A 16,364-nucleotide genomic window follows, 5' to 3' on the forward strand; every position below is an offset into this window, starting at 1 on the left:
GGCCTTCCGGGCCGGCGGCGCCCGCGCGCCCCGGCCTTCAGGGACGGCGCCGGTGCCTCCCGCCTGAACGAGCGCTCCATGTCCGCCTCGGACGACATCATCGTCATCGGTGCCGGCATCGTCGGCCTCGCCTCGGCCTTCCACCTGCAGGGCGAGGGCCTGAAGGTGCGGCTGGTCGAGCGCGGCGGCGTCGCCGAGGGCGCGAGCATGGGCAATGCCGGCGCCCTCGCCTTCACCGACATCCTGCCGCTGGCCTCGCCCGGCATCCTGCGCAAGGCACCGCGCTGGCTGCTCGACCCGCTCGGCCCGCTGTCGATCCCGCCCTGCTACCTGCCGCGCCTCGCGCCGTGGCTGCTGCGCTTCTGGCGCGCCAGCCTGCCGGACCGGCAGGCGCGCTCGATCGCCGCCCAGAGCGCGCTGATGCAGGTTGCCTCCGGCGCGATGGAGGCGATGGTGCGCGAGGCCGGGCTTTCCGGCCGGCTGCGCGGCGACGGCAATCTCCAGCTCTATGAGAGCGAGGCGGAACTTGCCGCCGCGCTGCCGGGCTGGACCGCGCGCGAGGCGGAAGGCATCGCCTTCGAGCATGTGCGCGGGGCGCGGCTCGCCGAGCTGCAGCCCGGCCTGTCGCCGCGCTTCACCGCCGGCACCTTCACCCCGCACTGGAAGACGGTCGACGATCCCTATCATTTCGCGCTGGCGCTGTTCGACGCGGTGATGGCGCGCGGCGCGGCGATCTCGCATGGCGAGGTGAGCGCGCTCGAGCCGCAGGGCGAGCGGGTGCGCGTGCGGCTGGCCGATGGCGGCGCGCTGGAGGCGGGCCATGTGGTGCTCGCCGCCGGCGCCTGGTCGCGCCCGCTGGCGACGATGCTGGGCGACCGCGTACCGCTGGAAACCGAGCGCGGCTACAACACCACCCTGCCCGCCGGCGCCTTCGATCTGAGGCGCCAGCTCACCTTCGGCGGTCACGGCTTCGTGGTCACGCCGCTCGCGACCGGCATCCGCGTCGGCGGCGCGGTCGAGCTCGGCGGGCTTCGCGCGCCGCCCAATTTCGCCCGCTCCGAGGCGATGCTGAAGAAAGCCGCCGCTTTTCTCCCGGGGCTGAGGACGACGGGCGGGCGGCAGTGGATGGGCTTTCGCCCCTCGCTGCCCGACAGCCTGCCGGTCATCGGCCGCTCGGCCGCCTCGCCCCGAGTGGTCTATGCTTTCGGCCACGGCCATCTCGGCCTCACCCAGAGCGCGGGCACCGGCCGGCTGGTGGCCGACCTCGTGACCGGCCGCAGCCCGGCCATCCCGCTCGACCCGTTCCGTCCCGACCGCTTCTGACCCCGACCGCTTCTGATATCGAGCTCACCCCATGGCGCGACACAGCTTCTTCTGCATAGACGGCCACACCTGCGGCAATCCGGTCCGGCTCGTCGCCGGCGGCGGGCCGGCGCTCGAGGGCGCCACCATGCTGGAGAAGCGGGCGCATTTCCTTCGCGACTACGACTGGATCCGCACCGGGCTGATGTTCGAGCCGCGCGGCCACGACATGATGTCGGGCTCGATCCTCTACCCGCCGACGCGGCCGGACTGCGACGTCGCGATCCTGTTCATCGAGACGTCGGGCTGCCTGCCCATGTGCGGGCACGGCACCATCGGCACCGTCACCATGGCGATCGAGCACGGGCTGGTCACGCCGCGCGTGCCGGGCGTGCTGATGCTCGACACGCCGGCCGGGGTGGTGAAGGCCGAATACCGGCAGGAAGGCCAGTATGTGGAGGAGGTGCGCATCACCAACGTGCCCGCCTTCCTCTACGCGCAGGGCCTGAGCGCCGACTGCCCGGGCCTCGGCGAGATCAGCGTCGACGTCGCCTATGGCGGGAATTTCTACGCCATCGTCGAGCCGCAGGACGGCTATCGCGACATGTCCGACTTCACCGCCGGCGAGCTGATCGGCATGAGCGGGGCGCTGCGCCGCGCGCTCAACGCCAAGTATGAATTCGTGCACCCGACGATGCCGGATATTCGCGGCCTGTCGCACATATTGTGGACCGGGTTGCCGCGCCACAACGAGGCGCATGCGCGCAATGCGGTGTTCTATGGCGACAAGGCGATCGACCGCTCGCCCTGCGGCACCGGCACCTCCTCGCGCATGGCCCAGCTCGCCGCGCTCGGCCGGCTGAAGGTCGGCGACGAGTTCGTGCATGAGAGCATCATCGGCTCGCTGTTCCGCGGGCGGGTCGAGGCGGCGGCGAAGGTGGGGGACCGCGAGGCGATCATCCCCTCCATCGGCGGCTGGGCGCGGATGACCGGCTTCAACACCCTCTTCATCGACGAGCGCGACCCGTTCGCGCACGGCTTCGTCGTGGTCTGAAGGATCGCCATGCGCTCGTCGAGGCTCATCCACATCGTCGGCTGCCATGCGGAGGGCGAGGTCGGGGACGTCATCGTCGGCGGCGTCGCCCCGCCGCCGGGCGAGACGCTGTGGGCGCAGTCGCGCTTCATCGCCAGCGACAAGGGCCTGCGCAACTTCGTGCTGCAGGAGCCGCGCGGCGGGGTGTTCCGGCACGTGAACCTGCTAGTGCCGCCCAAGGACCCGCGCGCCCGGATGGGCTTCATCATCATGGAGCCCGAGGACACGCCGCCCATGTCGGGCTCGAACGCCATCTGCGTGGCGACGGTGCTGCTCGACACCGGCATCGTGCCGATGGAAGAGCCGCAGACGCGCATGGTGCTGGAGGCGCCGGGCGGGCTTATCGAGGTGACGGCCGACTGCGCGGGCGGCAAGGCGCGGCGCATCACCGTCCTCAACCACCCCTCCTTCGCCGACCGGCTCGACGCCCGGCTGGAGGTGGAAGGGCTCGGCACGCTCACGGTCGACACCGCCTATGGCGGCGACAGCTTCGTCATCGTCGACGCAAAGGCGCTGGGCTTTTCCATCCGCCCGGACGAGGCCAGGGACCTCGCCGAGACCGGGATGCGGATCGTGAAGGCGGCCAACGCGCAGCTCGGCTTCCGCCACCCGGAGAACGCGGAATGGGACCACATCTCGTTCTGCCAGTTCGCCGCCCCGCTCACCCATGAGGACGGCATCGCCAGCGGGGCCAACGCGGTGGCCATCCGCCCCGGCAAGATCGACCGCTCGCCGACCGGCACCGGCTGCTCGGCGCGGATGGCGGTGCTGCACGCCAAGGGGGTGCTGAAGGTGGGCGATGGCTTCATCGGCCGCTCGATCATCGATTCGCGCTTCGACTGCCGGATCGAGCGCGAAACCACCATCGGCGGCCGGCCGGCCATCGTGCCGGCGATCAGCGGCCGGGCCTTCCTCACCCACACCGCCCAGCTCATGGTCGACCCCGACGACCCGTGGCCCTCGGGCTACCGGCTCTCCGACACCTGGCCGGTCTGGGAGCCCTGAGCGATCTCAGCCGCCAACGCCGGCCGGCGCGGCCGCGCCGTGGTGATGGTGCCGGCATTCATTGTGGTCGGCGAGGATCTCGATCACCCGGCACTCGCCCACATGGCCGTGCGAGCAGCCTTCCACCATGCGCGCCAGCTCCGCCTTCAGCGCAGTGAGGCTGGCGATGCGGCGCTCCACCTCGGCGAGGTGGTCGCGGGCGATGGCGTCGGCGACGGCGCAGGACTGCTCCGGCCGGTCCTGGAGCTGGAGCAGGGTGCGGATCGCCTCGATCTCGAAGCCGAGCTCGCGGGCATGGCGGATGAAGGCCAGCCGGTGCCGATCGGACTCGCCATAGGCCCGGCGCCCGCCCTCGGTGCGCGGCGGGGCCGGCAGCAGGCCGATCTCCTCGTAGTAGCGGATGGTCGGCACCTTCACGCCGCTCGCGCGCGCGACCTCGCCGATGCTGAAGCGGCCTTCGTTCTCGCTCGTCATTCGCGCTTGCTCCTCTAGTCGCTAGAGGAATTAGGCTCGCGCCGACACTGAGACAAGAGGTGGATCATGTCGGCGCTGAAGACCCGCTACCGTATCGATGGCATGGACTGCGCGTCCTGCGCGTCCAAGATCGACACCGCGGTGCGCCGGGTGAAGGGCGTGGAGGAGGTGTCGGTCTCGGTCACGGCCGGCACCATGACGGTCGAGCACGAGGGCGCGGACCTCGCCGTGCTGGAGCGGCGGGTCTCCGGCCTCGGCTACACCATCATGCCGCTGGCGGCCGGGAACGATCCCGGGCCCGCCGCGAAGGGCCATGGCCACGGCCCGTGCGACGGGCACGACCACGCTCATCACGATCATGACCATCATGATCACGACCACGCGCACGACCACGATCACGCGCACGGCCATTCCCATGGCGAGGCGGCGCGCGCGCCGGCCGGCCATGCGCACAGCCACCTGCCGAGCGACGTGCCGTGGTGGCAGACCGGCAAGGCGCGCCTGACGCTGGTCTGCGGCGCCGCGCTGGCGGCGGCCTATGTCGCCGGCCATTTCGTGCCGGTGCTCGATCCCTGGATCTTCATCGCCGCGCTGCTGGTCGGGCTGGTGCCGATCGCCCGCCGCGCGGTGATGGCCGCGCTTGCCGGCACGCCGTTCTCGATCGAGATGCTGATGACCATCGCCGCCGTCGGCGCGGTGATCATCGGCGCCGGCGAGGAGGCGGCGGCGGTGGTGTTCCTGTTTCTGGTCGGCGAGCTGCTCGAGGGTGTCGCCGCCGGGCGGGCGCGCGAGAGCATCCGCTCGCTCACCGCCCTGGTGCCGAAGACCGCGCGCCTCGTCGAGAACGGGGCGACCCGCGAGGTGCCGGCCGAGAGCCTCACCGTCGGCGCGACCATTCTGGTGCGCCCGGGCGAGCGGATTCCGGCCGACGGCGAGGTGATCGAGGGCGCGAGCTCGGTCAACGAGGCGCCGGTGACGGGCGAGAGCGTGCCGGTGGCCAAGGCCGCGGGCGACCCGGTGTTCGCCGGCACGGTGAACGGCGAGGCCGCGCTCACCGTGCGCGCCACCACCGAGCCTTCCGACAACACCATCGCCCGCGTCGTACGCCTCGTCGAGGAAGCGCAGGAGAGCAAGGCGCCGACCGAGCGTTTCATCGACCGCTTCTCGCGCTGGTACACGCCGTTCGTGGTGGTGCTGGCGGCGCTGATCGCCGTCGTGCCGCCGCTCGTCGCCGGCGCCGCCTGGGACGAATGGATCTACAAGGGGCTCGCCATACTGCTGATCGGCTGCCCCTGCGCACTGGTCATCTCGACCCCGGCCGCCATCGCCGCGGGTCTCGCCGCCGGCGCGCGGCGCGGCCTGCTGATCAAGGGCGGGGCGGTGCTGGAGACGCTGCGGCTCGTCGGCCTGGTGGCGCTCGACAAGACCGGCACGCTGACCGAGGGCAAGCCGAAGGTGACCGACATTGTGGCCTTCGAAGGTGACGAGGCCGCGCTGCTCGGCCGCGCCGCCGCGCTGGAGGCGGGCTCGACCCATCCGCTGGCGAGCGCGGTCCTCGCCGAGGCGCAGGCGCGCGGCATAGAGCCGGCGCCGGTGCGCGACGCCGGTGCGGCGAGCGGCGAGGGCGTGAGCGGCACGGTGGACGGGGCGGCGCTGTTCCTCGGCTCGCCCAAGGCCGCGATGGCCCGCGCCAGCCTGTCGGCGGAGCAGCAGGCGGCGATCGAGCGCCTCAACGACGACGGCAAGACGGTCGCGGTGCTGCTGGCCGACGGCGCCGCGCAGGGGCTGATCGCCATGCGCGACGAGCCGCGCGCCGATGCCGCGGAGGGCCTCGCCAGCCTCGCCCAGGCGGGCATCCGCACGCTGATGCTCACCGGCGACAATGAGCGCACGGCGCGGGCGATCGGCCGCGATCTCGGCATCGAGGTGCGCGCCGGGCTGATGCCGGCCGACAAGCAGCGCATCGTCGGCGAGCAGAAGGCGAGCGGGCTCAAGGTCGCCAAGGTCGGCGACGGCATCAACGACGCGCCTGCGCTCGCCACCGCCGATGTAGGCATCGCCATGGGCGGGGGCACCGACGTGGCACTGGAGACGGCGGATGCGGCAGTTCTGCACGGGCGGGTCGGCGACGTGGCGGCGATGATCGCGCTGTCCAGGGCGACCATGCGCAACATCCACCAGAACATCGCCATCGCGCTGGGGCTGAAGGCGGTGTTCCTCGTCACCACCATCGCCGGCATCACCGGCCTGTGGCCTGCGATCCTGGCCGATACGGGGGCGACCGTGCTGGTGACGGCCAACGCGCTCCGGCTGCTGGGGCGGCGGGCGGACTGAGCGCCCGCCGGCCAACGCCCTCTCTATTTGGCGAGTTGCTTCAGCCAGCGCTTGGCCTGGCTGCGCACGTTCTTCGGCGCGGTGCCGCCATAGGAGGTGCGGCTCGCCACCGACTTGACCACGGAGAGCACGCCGAACACCTCCTCGGTGATGCGCGGCTCGACCTCCTGCATCTCGCCCAGCGGCAGCCGGTGCAGCGCCACGCCCTTCGCCGCCGCCAGTGCGACGATGCGGCCGGTGACGTGATGGGCCTCGCGGAAGGGCAGGCCGAGCACCCGCACCAGCCAGTCGGCGAGATCGGTGGCGGTGGAATAGCCCTGGCCGGCGGCGGCCTTCAGGTTCGCCTCGTCCGGCACCATGTCGCGCACCATGCCCGCCGTGGCGGCGATCATCAGCGAGAGAGTGGAGAGGGCGTCGAAGGCGCCTTCCTTGTCCTCCTGCATGTCCTTGGCATAGGCGAGCGGCAGGCCCTTCATCACCATGAGCAGCCCGGAGAAGGCGCCGGCGATGCGCCCGATCTTGGCGCGCACCAGCTCGGCGGCGTCCGGGTTGCGCTTCTGCGGCATGATCGAGGAGCCGGTGGTGAAGCGGTCGGAGAGCTTGAGCAGGCCGGTCAGCGGCGAGGTCCAGATCACCACTTCCTCGGCGAAGCGGGTCATGTGCATGGCGCAGATCGAGGCCGCCGCCAGCGTCTCCAGCACGAAGTCGCGGTCGGACACCGAATCCAGCGAGTTCGCGGTCGGGCGGTCGAAGCCGAGCGCCTTGGCGGTGGCCGCGCGGTCGATCGGGAACGAGGTGCCGGCGAGCGCGGCCGCGCCGAGCGGGCATTCGTTCAGCCGTGCGCGGGCATCCGCCAGCCGGCCGCGGTCGCGCCCGAGCATCTCGACATAGGCGAGCAGATGGTGGCCGAAGGTCACGGGCTGCGCGGTCTGCAGATGGGTGAAGCCCGGCATCACCGTGCCGGAATGGATCAGCGCCTTCTCCGCCAGCGCCTGCTGCAGGTCGCGGACCTGGGCGTCGAGCGTGTCGATGGTGTCGCGCACATAGAGCCGGAAGTCGGTCGCCACCTGGTCGTTGCGCGAGCGCGCCGTGTGCAGGCGGCCGGCCGGCGGGCCGATCAGCGCGGCGAGGCGCGATTCCACGTTCATGTGGATGTCCTCAAGCGCCCGCTGGAAGGTGAAGCCGCCCGATTCGATCTCTGACAGGATCGTGTCTAGACCTGCGAGGATCTTTTCGGCATCAGCTTTTTCGATGATGCCCTGGGCCGCCAACATCGAGGCATGCGCCTTCGAGCCGGCTATGTCCTGCGCGAACAGGCGCTGGTCGAAGCCGATGGAGGCGTTTATCTCCTCCATGATCGCGTCGGGGCCGGTCTCGAAACGGCCGCCCCACATCTTGTTGCTCATGTTGACTTTTTCTCCGCGAGGACGGTCATGACCGAACGACCTGAGAACACGCCGCCGGCCGCCGGCCCGGCCGACGGGACGGGGCCGGGCCGCCCGAAGGGGCGCGTTGCCCTGATCCTGGTGGCCGCCGTCGTTCTCGGCGCTGCCGCCGGGCTGGCAGGCGTATACGGGATTGAAGGTGGAGCGCGCAACGTCGTTGCGAGCGCGCCGGCCCCGTCCGCCACCCCGTCCGCGGGGAGCGACGCCACGTGCGCGGCGGCGAGCGAGACCGGGAGGCGCATCGCCGACCTCGCCAAGGGCGAGCTCGCCGCCTTCGCCCCGACGCTCAGCCCGACCCGCATTCCCGACCTCGCCTTCCTCGACGCGCAGGGCAAGGCGACGCGGCTTTCGGCCGTGGGCGGGAACGGGCTGAAGCTGGTCAATGTGTGGGCCACCTGGTGCGTGCCGTGCCGCAAGGAGATGCCCGCGCTCGACGCGCTGCAGGGCGCGATGGGCGGCGACAAGGTGGGCGGCACGGCGGGCGGGACCGACTTCGAGGTGGTGGCGATCAACATCGACACCCGCGACCCGGACAAGCCGAAGAGCTTCATGAAGGAGATCGGGGTGCAGAACCTCGCGCTCTACGCCGACCCCAAGGCGCAGAGCTTCCAGGACCTCCGGGCCGTCGGGCGCGGCTTCGGCCTGCCCACGACCATGCTGGTGACCGCCGATGGCTGCGAGATCGGCCATATCGCCGGCCCGGCGGAATGGGCGAGCGAGGACGCACAGGCGCTGATCCGCGCCGCGCTGTCCGATGCCGGGCCGAAATCCTAGGACCGACGTTCTGATGCCGAACGGGCAGGCGGGCGGTTTCGGGTCGCGCCGGGCGCGATAAGGCGCTATGGCGGCGCACCCGCGTCAGGAGCCCGCGCCCTTGTCCCTCTCCCGCGACCACGGACGCCCGCCCGCCGCCGGCCGCGACGCCATCGGCACGGCGCCGCGCGCGCCGGCACCCGCTTCCGGCACGGCCCCGCAGCCCATGTCCGCCGGCGACTGGGCGGTGCTCGCCCTGCTGGGGCTGATCTGGGGCGGCTCGTTCTTCTTCGGCAAGATCGCCATCGCCGAGATGCCGCCGCTCACCATGGTGCTCGGCCGGGTCGGCATCGGCGCGCTGGTGCTGCTGGCGGTGACGCTCGCGAGCGGGGTCCGCTTCCGCCTCACCCTGGGGCTGGCGCTCGGCATCGCCGGGCTGGCGATGCTGAACAACGTCATCCCGTTCGGCCTGATCGCCTGGTCGCAGCAGCACCTGCCGAGCGGCCTGTCGGCGATCCTCAACGCGGCGACGCCGCTGTTCACCGTGCTGGTGGCGCAGGCCTTCACCCGGGACGAGAAGCTCTCGGCCAGCAAGCTGGCCGGGGTCGGGCTCGGTTTTGCCGGGGTGGCGGTGATGATGGGGCCGGCGCTGCTGGGCGAGCTCGGCGGCCACCAGCTTCCCGCCCAGCTCGCAGCGATCGGCGCGACGGTCTCCTACGGCTTCGCCGCGGTCTACGCCCGGCGCTTCCGCGGGCTGCCCCCGCTCGCCATGGCGCTGCTTCAGCTCACGGCGGCGAGCCTGATCCTGCTGCCGGTGGTGGCGCTGGTCGAGCGGCCCTGGAGCCTGCCCGTGCCGTCGGCCACCGCGCTTGCCGCGCTGGCCGGGCTCGGCGTGCTCTCGACCGGGATCGCCTACGTCCTGTTCTTCCGCATCGTGGCGCGGAACGGGGCGACCAACATCTCGCTGGTGACGCTGCTGGTGCCAGTGAGCGCGATCCTGCTCGGCGCGCTGTTCCTCGGCGAGGCGCTGGAGCCGCGCGAGGTCGCCGGCTTCGGCCTGATCGCGCTCGGGCTGGCGGCGATCGACGGGCGGCCGGTGCGGTGGGTCGCGGGACGGGTCCGCGCCGGGCGGTGAGGCGCTTTTTGTAGACCGGAACGGGTGCTAGCGGGTCGGGACCGGCTTCTCGCCGCGATAGTCGTAGAAGCCGCGCTGGGTCTTGCGGCCGAGCCAGCCGGCCTCGACATATTTCACCAGCAGCGGGCAGGGCCGGTACTTGGAATCGGCCAGCCCCTCGTGCAGCACCTGCATGATCGACAGGCAGGTGTCGAGGCCGATGAAGTCGGCGAGCTGCAGCGGGCCCATCGGGTGGTTGGCGCCGAGCCGCATCGCGGTGTCGATGGCGTCGACCGAGCCGACCCCCTCGTACAGCGTGTAGATCGCCTCGTTGATCATCGGCAGCAGGATGCGGTTGACCATGAAGGCGGGGAAGTCCTCCGCCACCGCATAGGTCTTGCCGAGCCGGGTGACGAAGAGCTTGGCGAGCTCGAAGGTTTCGTCCTCGGTGGCAATGCCGCGCACCAGCTCGACGAGCTGCATCAGCGGCACCGGATTCATGAAGTGAATGCCGATGAAGCGCTCCGGCCGGTCGGTGGAGGCGGCGAGCCGGGTGATGGAGATCGACGAGGTGTTGGTGGCGAGGATCGTCTCCGGCTTCAGGAACGGGCAGACGGTGGCGAAGATCTTGCGCTTCACCTCCTCCTTCTCGACCGCGGCCTCGATCAGCAGGTCGACGTCGGCGAGGTCCGTGGTCTGGTCGGTGCCGCGGATGCGCGTCAGCGCGGACTGCTTGTCGTCCTCGGAGTACAGGCCCTTGGCGACCTGCCGGACCATGTTGCCGTTGATGGTGGCGAGGCCCGACTTCACGCGGTCGATTTCGAGATCGTTCAGCACCACGTCGTAGCCCGCCAGCGCGCACACATGCGCGATGCCGTTGCCCATCTGGCCGGCGCCGATGATGCCGACGCTCTTGATCTCGAAAGCCATGGTTGACCTTGTCCCGCCTGGTCTGTCCGTCGCTGCTGTCCGCCGATGCCGCCCGCCGGCCCCGTTCATGCTGCTACCCCCCGAGTATAGAGCGACGTCAGCCTTTTGCCTTAGCTATTTCGGCTGTGAGTTCCGGCACGATCTGGAACAGGTCGCCCACCATGCCGTAATCGGCTACCTGGAAGATGGGGGCTTCCTCGTCCTTGTTGATCGCCACGATCACCTTCGAATCCTTCATCCCGGCGAGATGCTGGATGGCGCCGGAGATGCCGACCGCGACATAGAGGTCGGGTGCCACCACCTTGCCGGTCTGGCCGACCTGCCAGTCATTGGGCGCATAGCCGGCGTCGACCGCCGCGCGCGAGGCGCCCACCGCGGCGCCCAGCGTGTCCGCCAGCGGCTCGATCACCTTGGCGAAATTCTCCGCCGAGCCGACGGCCCGCCCGCCTGAGACGATCACGCGGGCGGCGGTCAGCTCCGGCCGCTCGCTGGCCGCGATCTCCTCGCCGACGAAGCGCGTGCCCGCGGGCGCGGCCACCGGCGTCGCGGCGCGCACCGGGGCCGAGCCCTCCTCGCCCGCCGCCGCGAAGGAGGCGGTGCGGATGGTCAGCACCTTCTTCGCCTCGCCCGAGCGCACGCGCTGGACGGCGTTGCCGGCATAGATCGGGCGGTCGAAGGTGTCGGGCGCCACTACGGCGATGACGTCGGAGACCTGCATCACGTCGAGCAGCGCGGCGATGCGCGGCATCACGCTCTTCCAGATCGCGGTGGAGGGGGCGACGAGCGCGCCGTAATCGGCCGCCAGCGCCACGCCGAGCGCGGCAAGCGGCTCGGCGAGCTGATGGGCATAGGCCGCGTCCTCGCAGACCACGACCTCGTCGACACCGTTGAGCCGCGCGGCGGCCTCGGCGGCGGCGCGGCAGTCGGAGCCCGCCACCAGCATGTGGACCGGCGCGCCGAGCGCCTTCGCCGCCGTCAGCGCGCGGGCGGTGACGGGGTTGAGATGGGTGCCGTCATGTTCGGCGAAGAGCAGGGTGGGCAGCATGTCGGCCATGGTCAGAGCACTCCCGCCTGCTTGAGGTCGCCGACCAGCTCGGCCACCGAGGAAACCTTCTTGCCGGCGGTGCGGCCGGCCGGCTCGACGGTGGAGAGCACCTCAAGGCGCGGGGCGAGGTCGATGCCCCATTCGGCCGGTGCCTTCTCGGCGATCGGCTTCTTCTTCGCCTTCATGATGTTGGGTAGGCTGGCATAGCGCGGCTCGTTGAGCCGCAGATCCGTGGTCAGCACGGCGGGCAGGTCGAGGCTGAGCGTCTGCAGGCCGCCGTCGATCTCGCGGGTGACGTCGAGCGAGCCCTCGCCGACCACCACCTTGGAGGCGAAGGTCGCCTGGGGCCAGCTGAGCAGCGCCGAGAGCATCTGGCCGGTCTGGTTGCAGTCGTCGTCGATGGCCTGCTTGCCGAGGATGACGAGGCCGGGCGCCTCCTCCTCGACCACCTTCTTCAGCAGCTTGGCGACGGTGAGCGGCTCGACGCCGGCGTCCTCGGTCTTCACCCAGACGCCGCGGTCGGCGCCCATGGCGAGGGCGGTGCGGATGGTCTCGTCGGTCTTGGCCGGGCCGATGGAGACGGCGATCACTTCGCTCGCCTTGCCGGCCTCCTTGAGGCGCAGCGCCTCCTCGACGGCGATCTCGTCGAAGGGGTTCATCGACATCTTGATGTTGGCCAGCTCCACGCCCGAGCCGTCCGGCTTCACGCGGATCTTCACGTTGTAGTCGACCACCCGCTTCACGGGCACCAGGATCTTCATCACCACATCTCCCGCCCCCGCGGACCTTCAGGGAATCCGCGCCGGGCAGCCGCATTTCGAAGATGGCGATGCCGCCGCAAGGCAGGGTAGCGTTTCGGGGGCGGCATCGACCCGCGGAAAACGCCCGGAAACTATGGACCAGCCCGGGGCGTGTCAACGCATCGGAACCGTCAATATTCCGGCCCGCCGCCCGGTCGGCGCCCCACCGGCGACGGCCGGACCGGCGCTCAGACCGGCGGCGCCCCGTCTGGCGTGCCGTCGCGGGTGGTGACCCAGAGCGGCACCCCCTTGCGGCGCATGAACACGACCAGCACCGCGCCGGCGACGAGCCCGCCAATATGCGCCCACCAGGCGGTGTCCTGCTCGCCGGTGGTGGCGAGGTTCCAGAGCTGGAAGCCGATCCACGCCCCGAGCGGCCAGATGGCGGGCACGCGCAAAGGCACGCGCAGGAACATCAGCACCCAGATGCGCACATTGGGATGCAGCATCAGATAGGCGCCGACCAGCCCCGATATGCCCGCCGAGGCCCCGACCAGTGGCGAAGCCGAATCGGGCATGGCGAGCGAATGGGCGAGGCCGCCGGCGACGCCGCACAGAAGATAGAAGGCGAGGAAGCGGGCATGGCCGAGCGCGTCCTCGACATTGTCGCCGAACACCCAAAGGAACGCCATGTTGCCGATCAGGTGCAGCCAGCCGCCATGCAGGAACATGTAGCTGACGAGGGTCAGCTCGGGCGGCAGGCGCACATATTCGGACGGCAGCACGGCCGCGTGGTTCACCACCGCCGGGATGGCGCCGTAGCCGAAGGCCGAGGCGACGTCGATCTCGGGCCGGTAGCCGTGCTGGATCAGCACGAACACCGCCACGTTGACCGCGATCAACCCCCAGGTCACGTAAGGGTAGGTGATGCCTTCCAGCGGGTTGTCGTCGTTGAAGGGCAGCAGCATGGCGCGCCTCAGTCGCCCCGGCCCGCGGCGGGCACCCAGAGCACGTCGCCGGCCGTCGCGCCGCCGGCGCGGGCGTTCGCCGCCCGGCTCATGACAAAGAGCAGGTCCGACAGGCGGTTGAGATATTTCACCGCCTCCGGCGAGACCCTCTCGCCCGGCGCCTGCGCCAGCTCGACCACCATGCGCTCGGCGCGCCGGCACACGGTGCGCGCGACATGCAGATGCGCCGCCGCCGCGGTGCCGGCCGGCAGCACGAAGGAGCGCAGCGGCTTGAGCGGCGCGTTCAGCATGTCGATGTCGCGCTCCAGCCGGTCGACCTGCGCGGCGACGATGCGCAGCGGCTCGTAGCCGGGGTCCTCGCCGGTGTCGGGCGTGGCGAGGTCGGCGCCGAGGTCGAACAGGTCGTTCTGGACCCGCGCCAGCATGGCGTCGATGTCGGCGTAGACGCCCTGCGCCAGCGTGGTCTCGATCGGGTTGGCCGCGAAGGCGGCCTTGGCGATCACGTCCTCGGTCGGGCCGGCATTGGAGCCGGTGTGAAGCCGCGCCACGCCGATCGCGGCGTTGGTCTCGTCCACCGTGCCGTAGGCGTCGACGCGCAGGTCGTATTTCGCCCGGCGTTCGCCGGTGCCGAGCGCGGTGGTGCCGTCGTCGCCGGTGCGGGTGTAGATGCGGTTGAGCACGACCATCGCCGTCGGGTGTCCCTGCGGCCTCAGCCGTGATTCATCAGGATGATGGTGGCGAGCACGAAGCACAGCGCCACCGCCTGCAGCAGCACGCGCCACTGCATGAGCTTCTGCGAGCGCATCGGCGACCCGCCGCGCGCCATGTTGACGAGGCCGAGCACCAGCACGACCGCGACCGCGCCGAGCGCGATCGGCAGCACGACGAATTTGGCGATGGTCACGAGGTCCATCGAGCTCTCCCGCAGCTCGGCGAGGGATCGGCCCGGCACGGGTCCGCCCACATCGGCACGCTTTATCTGGTAGGACGCCGGCTGGTCTAGCGTCAATTCATGGCGAGAATGGCAGCATTCAGCGCGGTCGCATAGGACACCCAGAGGAGATAGGGGACCATCAGCCAGCCGGCGGTGGAATCGATGCGCGCGCAGGCGAGAATGGTGGCGAGGATGGCGAGCCACAGCGCCCCGATCACCGCCATCCCCCAGCCGATCGCCTCGAAGCCGAAGAAGACCGGCGTCCACAGCGCGTTGAGCGCGAGCTGGAGGAACCACAGCCCGACCGCGCGCCGCCGCTCCGGCGAGGGGTTGTGGAGCTGCCACAGCCGCCACAGCGTCACCGCCATCAGCACGTAGAGCACGGTCCAGACCAGCGGGAACAGCGCGTCGGGCGGGGTCCAGGCCGGCTTGGCGAGCGCGGCGTACCAGGTCGGGATCTGCGGCGTGGTGACGAGCGAGCCGACGGCGCCGACCGCCAGGCACAGGCCGACCGCCAGCACGAGGCGGAAGAAGGACAGGGTCTTCATCGGGCTTCTCCCGGCTGATTCGTCGGTTGCGTGCCTCTTATAGTCGTCATTCGCCGTTCCGGCCGAAGCCATACGGGGCCGGGGCGGGGTTGGATCATCCCGCCCGCATGTCAGCCGGCCTGACCGCGCGCACTGAGCGGGCCCTCCGCCCCGCGCGGGCCGGCGGTGCGGGCGGCGAGGTCGCGGAAGGCGGAGGAGGCGCCGTCGAGCCGCGCGGTCCAGGCGGGATCGGGGGTCTGGCCGTCGATAGCGATGTCGTAGGCCTGCAGCAGCGAGGCGATGGAGAGCGGCTCGATCAGCGCCGCCTTGAGCGCCCAGGCGGCGATGAAGGCGAACACCACGCCGAAGCCGGAGAGCCCGCCCGGCAGCAGGATGGCGAGGCCGAGCGCCGGGCCGAGCAGGATCAGCAGGATCACCGCCGCCAGCGCGTATTCCATCAGCGCGATCCACACCGCGTTGCGGGCCATGGCGCCGGCGTTCTGCGCGTAGAGCACCAGCCCGTCGCGCGCCGCCTCGGCCGGCTCGGTGCCCTCGCGGCGGATGATGTAGGCGAGGATGATCTCGTCCACGAGGCCGAGCGCGATCTTCAGCACCGCGTTGACGAAGGCGTTGAGCGCGCGCATACCGGGAATCCAGCCGGTGAGCAGGTTCAGCATGCCCACCAGCGCGCGCACCACGCCGCGGATCAGCAGGTCGATGCCGAACAGCACGTTGACGGCGAGGAAGCGCGCGTTCACCGCCGCGGTCGCGTAGGCGATCTGGTCGCTGCCGGTGGGAAGCTCCTTGCCGTGCAGCAGCGCGTCGAGCGCGGCGACGTGGCCGGCCTTGACGATGTAGACGAGGTACTGGCGCGCCCACCACAGGATGGCCCAGACGAGGCCGAAGCCGCCCAGCGCGCCGATCATCGCCCCGGTCGAGGGCCCGTCACCGGCGAACAGGTGGCCGACGCTCCAGCCGATGCCCGCGCCGAGGCCGACCGAGACCGCGAAGCCGGTGCAGATCGCCGCATAGACCACGAGCCGCAGCAGCACGAACGGCCAGGTGCGCAGCACCAGCCGGAACGAGGCCGCGAAGGAAAAGTCCCACATGCCGGCCCCCCGACCGCCCGAAAAACGAATCCCCGCCAGCCGGCCGTCGGGCAGACTGGCGGGGAAGCGTAGAACCGTTTGCGGCCGGTGGGAAATGGTCGCCGGCGGATCAGGCGGCGAGGTGCTTCTCGATCTCGTAGACCGGCAGCTTGACCATGTCGCGGTCGACCTCGGCGCCGATCGCCTCCTTCAGCGCCGGGCTGTAGAACGGGCGCAGCACGCCGAGCGCGCGCGGTGCGGCGACGATGACGAGCGACTTCACCTCGCCCTTCGCCACCGCGGCGTCGAGCTTGCCGGCGAGTTCGCGCAGGAAGTCGCGCTCGGCCTCGTCGTGCCAGTCGGTCGGCTCGACCGAGGAGCGCGCGGGGCTCGCGGACTGGTGCACGCGGCCGGGCGCGTCGGTGCCCTGCGCGCCGGTGGGCGGATTGTCCTGCTCGTGCACCTCATGGGTGCGCAGGTTGGGAAAGGTGGCGTCTCCCTTGTTGCACAGGATCAGGGCCTTGCGCCCGTCGCACACGACGACCCACGCGCCGGCCTCGATCTTGATCTTGTCGTAGCTGGTGCTCATTCACGCCTCCTTGCACGCTTCTG

17 protein-coding genes are annotated in these 16,364 nt (G+C 71.0%); 6 read left to right on the forward strand and 11 right to left on the reverse strand.

Features of this window, described 5'->3' with window-relative positions; all coding sequences use genetic code 11:
• Positions 1–78 precede the first annotated feature (78 nt).
• From NVS89_RS08740 to NVS89_RS08750, 3 genes are read left to right on the forward strand one after another with little or no spacing between them, the layout of a single operon-like run.
• Positions 79–1,323 (forward strand): NAD(P)/FAD-dependent oxidoreductase, encoded by a 1,245-nt coding sequence (locus NVS89_RS08740; RefSeq protein ID WP_258732226.1) that lies wholly within the window; start codon positions 79–81, stop codon positions 1,321–1,323.
• 31 nt (positions 1,324–1,354) lie between these two features.
• The gene (locus NVS89_RS08745) at positions 1,355–2,356 is read left to right on the forward strand and encodes a 4-hydroxyproline epimerase (protein ID WP_258732227.1); all 1,002 of its coding nucleotides are present in this window, start codon (positions 1,355–1,357) and stop codon (positions 2,354–2,356) included.
• Positions 2,357–2,365: 9 nt separating this feature from the next.
• Positions 2,366–3,400, forward strand: coding sequence for a trans-3-hydroxy-L-proline dehydratase (locus NVS89_RS08750; protein ID WP_258732229.1), 1,035 nt, complete (start codon positions 2,366–2,368; stop codon positions 3,398–3,400).
• A gap of 6 nt (positions 3,401–3,406) precedes the next feature.
• Here the strand turns inward: NVS89_RS08750 and NVS89_RS08755 are convergent, their stop codons facing one another.
• A complete protein-coding gene (locus NVS89_RS08755) occupies positions 3,407–3,874 on the reverse strand; it encodes a MerR family transcriptional regulator (RefSeq protein WP_258732230.1) in 468 nt (155 codons plus the stop codon).
• Between the two features lie 66 nt (positions 3,875–3,940).
• Between NVS89_RS08755 and NVS89_RS08760 the strand changes: the two genes are divergently transcribed.
• Entirely contained in the window at positions 3,941–6,208 is a 2,268-nt protein-coding gene (locus tag NVS89_RS08760; RefSeq protein WP_258732231.1) for a heavy metal translocating P-type ATPase, read from the forward strand.
• A 23-nt stretch (positions 6,209–6,231) separates the two neighbouring features.
• Here the strand turns inward: NVS89_RS08760 and argH are convergent, their stop codons facing one another.
• Positions 6,232–7,614 carry an argininosuccinate lyase gene (gene argH, locus NVS89_RS08765; protein ID WP_258732232.1) on the reverse strand — a complete coding sequence of 461 codons (1,383 nt, stop codon included), beginning with the start codon at positions 7,612–7,614 and terminating at the stop codon, positions 6,232–6,234.
• A gap of 27 nt (positions 7,615–7,641) precedes the next feature.
• Between argH and tlpA the strand changes: the two genes are divergently transcribed.
• On the forward strand, positions 7,642–8,427 hold the full coding sequence (gene tlpA, locus NVS89_RS08770; protein ID WP_258732234.1) for a thiol:disulfide interchange protein TlpA: 786 nt from the start codon (positions 7,642–7,644) through the stop codon (positions 8,425–8,427).
• A 205-nt stretch (positions 8,428–8,632) separates the two neighbouring features.
• On the forward strand, positions 8,633–9,541 hold the full coding sequence (locus tag NVS89_RS08775) for a DMT family transporter (RefSeq protein ID WP_258732380.1): 909 nt from the start codon (positions 8,633–8,635) through the stop codon (positions 9,539–9,541).
• 27 nt (positions 9,542–9,568) lie between these two features.
• On the opposite strand, the gene NVS89_RS08780 is transcribed toward NVS89_RS08775, so the two are convergent.
• The 9 genes from NVS89_RS08780 to NVS89_RS08820 all read right to left on the reverse strand — a co-directional run bounded on the left by NVS89_RS08780 (position 9,569) and on the right by NVS89_RS08820 (position 16,341).
• Positions 9,569–10,450 carry a 3-hydroxybutyryl-CoA dehydrogenase gene (locus NVS89_RS08780; protein ID WP_258732235.1) on the reverse strand — a complete coding sequence of 294 codons (882 nt, stop codon included), beginning with the start codon at positions 10,448–10,450 and terminating at the stop codon, positions 9,569–9,571.
• Between the two features lie 97 nt (positions 10,451–10,547).
• Positions 10,548–11,492 carry an electron transfer flavoprotein subunit alpha/FixB family protein gene (locus NVS89_RS08785; RefSeq protein ID WP_258732382.1) on the reverse strand — a complete coding sequence of 315 codons (945 nt, stop codon included), beginning with the start codon at positions 11,490–11,492 and terminating at the stop codon, positions 10,548–10,550.
• A 14-nt stretch (positions 11,493–11,506) separates the two neighbouring features.
• Positions 11,507–12,256, reverse strand: coding sequence for an electron transfer flavoprotein subunit beta/FixA family protein (locus NVS89_RS08790; protein ID WP_258732237.1), 750 nt, complete (start codon positions 12,254–12,256; stop codon positions 11,507–11,509).
• Positions 12,257–12,483: 227 nt separating this feature from the next.
• Positions 12,484–13,203: a rhomboid family intramembrane serine protease gene (locus NVS89_RS08795; protein WP_258732238.1), complete on the reverse strand. Its 720-nt coding sequence runs from the start codon at positions 13,201–13,203 to the stop codon at positions 12,484–12,486.
• Between the two features lie 8 nt (positions 13,204–13,211).
• On the reverse strand, positions 13,212–13,889 hold the full coding sequence (locus tag NVS89_RS08800; protein ID WP_258732239.1) for a cob(I)yrinic acid a,c-diamide adenosyltransferase: 678 nt from the start codon (positions 13,887–13,889) through the stop codon (positions 13,212–13,214).
• A gap of 23 nt (positions 13,890–13,912) precedes the next feature.
• Positions 13,913–14,116, reverse strand: a complete 204-nt coding sequence (locus tag NVS89_RS08805; RefSeq protein ID WP_258732240.1) for a twin transmembrane helix small protein — start codon at positions 14,114–14,116, stop codon at positions 13,913–13,915.
• 92 nt (positions 14,117–14,208) lie between these two features.
• The gene (locus tag NVS89_RS08810; RefSeq protein ID WP_258732241.1) at positions 14,209–14,685 is read right to left on the reverse strand and encodes a TspO/MBR family protein; all 477 of its coding nucleotides are present in this window, start codon (positions 14,683–14,685) and stop codon (positions 14,209–14,211) included.
• Positions 14,686–14,795: 110 nt separating this feature from the next.
• The gene (locus NVS89_RS08815; protein WP_258732242.1) at positions 14,796–15,773 is read right to left on the reverse strand and encodes a hypothetical protein; all 978 of its coding nucleotides are present in this window, start codon (positions 15,771–15,773) and stop codon (positions 14,796–14,798) included.
• Between the two features lie 109 nt (positions 15,774–15,882).
• Positions 15,883–16,341 (reverse strand): baeRF12 domain-containing protein, encoded by a 459-nt coding sequence (locus NVS89_RS08820; RefSeq protein WP_258732243.1) that lies wholly within the window; start codon positions 16,339–16,341, stop codon positions 15,883–15,885.
• Positions 16,342–16,364 lie beyond the last annotated feature (23 nt).

It is taken from the genome of Ancylobacter mangrovi (genome assembly GCF_024752355.1).
GTDB lineage: Bacteria > Pseudomonadota > Alphaproteobacteria > Rhizobiales > Xanthobacteraceae > Ancylobacter > Ancylobacter mangrovi.